The organism is Massilia scottii, from assembly GCF_030846495.1.
Lineage (GTDB): Bacteria > Pseudomonadota > Gammaproteobacteria > Burkholderiales > Burkholderiaceae_D > Telluria_A > Telluria_A violaceinigra.
Genome location: NZ_JAVCWM010000058.1, coordinates 1 through 3,259 on the forward strand (window position 1 = coordinate 1; position 3,259 = coordinate 3,259).

The window sequence follows — 3,259 nt, forward strand, 5'->3', positions numbered from 1 at the left end:
GCCTTGCCGCCTTGTCGCAAACTGTTACATATTATTCAATTTTACCTTCTGTACATTCCAATCGGGCACGGGCATGATTGATGTTGAACGCCTTCAACCAACTTCATTCCCGGGACCCACATGACCGCTTCCAACCCTGTCACCGAGCAGCACGCCGACCTCACCAGCAGCGATGCCCGCCAGGCCGGCCCCATCACCATCGAGGCCGCCGCCGGCCTGAATCTGCAGGGTGGGAGCGGCAGTGACTCGTTGTATGCCTCGGAGGGTAACGATACTATTTCGGGCAATGGCGGCTCGGACCGGATGTGGGGCTACGGCGGCGACGACTACATTATCAGCAACGACCCGGACGACGACACGCGCGCCGGCTACGACGACCTGTTCGGCTTCGACGGCAACGATACCCTCCTCGGCGGCCGGGGCAGCGACAACCTGAACGGCCAACTCGGCAACGACTCGCTTGACGGCGGCGCCGGCAACGACCAGCTCAGGGGCGAACTGGGCAACGACACGCTGCAGGGCGGCGCGGGCCACGACACGCTCAACGATTACGAAGGACGCGACTGGCTGGCGGGCGGCGCCGGGGTCGACTTGCTGTACTCCGAACGGGGCGGCAGCAGCCTGCTCGATGGCGGTGACGACAACGACGTGTTGCTGGGCGACGGCCAGGATACCTATCTGGGCGGCGCCGGTGCCGACCGCATCAACATCCGCACCCGCGCCAACGAAGCGGCCACCACCACCCTGGCCGATGGCGGCGCCGGCAACGACCTGTTCAGCGTGGCATTCCTCAACCAGGGTACGGCGCGGGTGACCGGCGGCGGCGGGCGCGACGTCTACCTGCTGGAACGCGAGAGCGGCACCAAAGGCTACGTGGTCACCGATTTCGCCGGCGGCCCCGAGGGCGACCGGATCGATGTCAGCCGTCTGCTGGCCGGAATCGACCTGACCCTGGGCGACCCGTTTTCAAACGAGCGCGGCTATCTGAAACTGGTGCAGGACGGCGCCGACACCTTGCTGCAATTCGACGCCGACGGCGCCCAGGGCACGGCGTCCGCCTTCACCACCGTGCTGCGGCTCGAAGGCGTGGCGGCGGCATCGGTCGCACCGAACATCTCGGCCAGCGTGCTCACTCCGGCCGGCATCGACGATGGCGAGACCTTCATCGCCGACGGGCGTAACGACGACATCTTCGGCTCCCCCCTGAACGACCGCTACGAAGGCAACGGCGGCGCCGACACCGTGCAAGCGGGTGCGGGCAACGATACCCTGCTTGGCGGCGACGGCGGCGACTCGCTGTTCGGCGAAAGCGGCGACGACTGGATCGAGGGTGGCGAGGGCAATGACGTCGCGTGGGGCGGTGCAGGCTCGAATACCCTGTTCGGCGGCGCCGGCAACGACACGCTGTCGACCGACTACGCCGGCAACAGCGTGCTCGACGCCGGTGACGGCAACGACATTCTGGAGGCGGGTGGTTGGGCGAGCGTCAAGTTCGGCACAGTGCAGCTGTCCGCCGGCGCCGGCGACGACAAGATCGATATCGCCCAGGCGCCACCGGAGGTGACGGTGAGCGCCAGCGGCGGCAGCGGACAGGACAGCTTCCGCCTGTCGCTGTACGGCAGGCCTGAAAACATCGCCAATGTAACGCTGACCGATTTTTCCGCGGGCGCCGGCGGCGACCTGCTTGATCTGTCCCTGGCGGGCCCGAGCTGGAATTACACCGGCAATCCGTTCGGCGCGGACGGCTACCTGCGCCTGGAACAGCGCGGCGCCGACACGGTACTGCGCTACGACAACGACGGCGCGGCCGGCAGCGCCCACACCCAGGTCGACATGCTGACCCTGCGCAACGTCACCGCGACCAGCCTGACCAGCGCCAACTTCAAGCAGGGCTACGACCCCGCAGCCTCCTTCTTCAGCCGGGTGCTGACCGGCACGGCCGGTGCCGACAATATTCAAGGCGACGCGCGCGCCGAACACCTCATCGGCCTGGGCGGCAGCGACACCCTGCTCGGCGGCGGCGGCGACGACCTGGCCGAAGGCGGTGACGATGGCGACCTGCTGCAAGGCGGCAGCGGCAACGACAGCCTCTTCGGCGGCACGGGCGACGACACGCTGGCCGGCGAAGCGGGCAACGACAGCGTGGTGGGCGGGGCCGGCAAGGATGTCTTGAGCGGCGGCGCGGGCGACGACATCCTCAGCGGCGACTTCGACGACGACATCCTCACCGATGTCGAAGGCAACAACGTGCTGACGGGAGGCTACGGCAACGACACGATCGTCACGACCGGCAGCGGCAGCGACAAGGTCGACGGCGGCGACGGCGACGACACCCTCACCGGCGGCGCCGGCGATACGCTCGACGGTGGCTCGGGCTGGAACCGCCTGTCCGCCGATTTCACAGGCGGCGCCAAAGGCACGGTGCGCATGCTGGGCAGCGCGGGCGACGACGTGTACACCTTCGGACCCTCGCTGGCATTCCAGGACGTCACCGTCACCGACATCGGGTACGGCGGCAACACCTACGTGTTCGCGCCCGGCAGCCACGCCGGCCAGGTCACCATCACCCACTTCGATCTGGACAACACCAGCGACGTGATCGACCTCGACGCCCTGGTTCCGCAGGTCGCGGCCAATTACGTCAGCAACCCGTTCGGCGCGCTCGGCTACCTGCGCCTGCTAGCCAACGGCAGCAGCACCCTGGTCCAGGTCGACGACGACGGCGCCGCCGGCAGCGCCGCGAGCTTTCGCACCATCCTCACCATCGACGCCGTGCTGCCCGCGCAGCTCAACGCCAGCCACATCGCCGGCGGCATGAATCCGAACGGGTCGGAAGACGGCATCGACAATTGGGGTTCGCACTACAGCGAGACCATCAACGGCGGACGCAGCAACGACACGCTCGACGGCGCCCAGGGCGATGACACCGTGTACGGTTTCCAGGGTAACGATGTGCTCAAGGGTGGCACCGAGGACGACACCTTGTACGGCGGGGTGGGCAACGACCTGCTCGACGGCGAGCAGGATAACGACACCTTGTTCGGCGAGGACGGCGCCGACAGCCTGCTGGGCGGCGCGGGTGACGACAAGCTCGACGGCGGCTCGGGCAGCGACCTGCTCGATGGCGGCATCGGCAACGATACGCTAGTCGGCGGCGACGGCGCCGACATCCTCAAGGCTGGCGATGGCGACGACAGCGTCGACGGCGGCGCCGGCAACGATGAGCTGAACGGTGGCGAGGGCAACGACGTGCTGCACG

At 67.8% G+C, this 3,259-nt stretch carries 1 protein-coding gene; it reads left to right on the forward strand.

The features are described 5' to 3' along the window. Positions 1-120 precede the first annotated feature (120 nt). Positions 121-3,259: calcium-binding protein (locus RBA41_RS33170; RefSeq protein ID WP_306628608.1), on the forward strand; the 3,139-nt coding region annotated here is incomplete at its 3' end.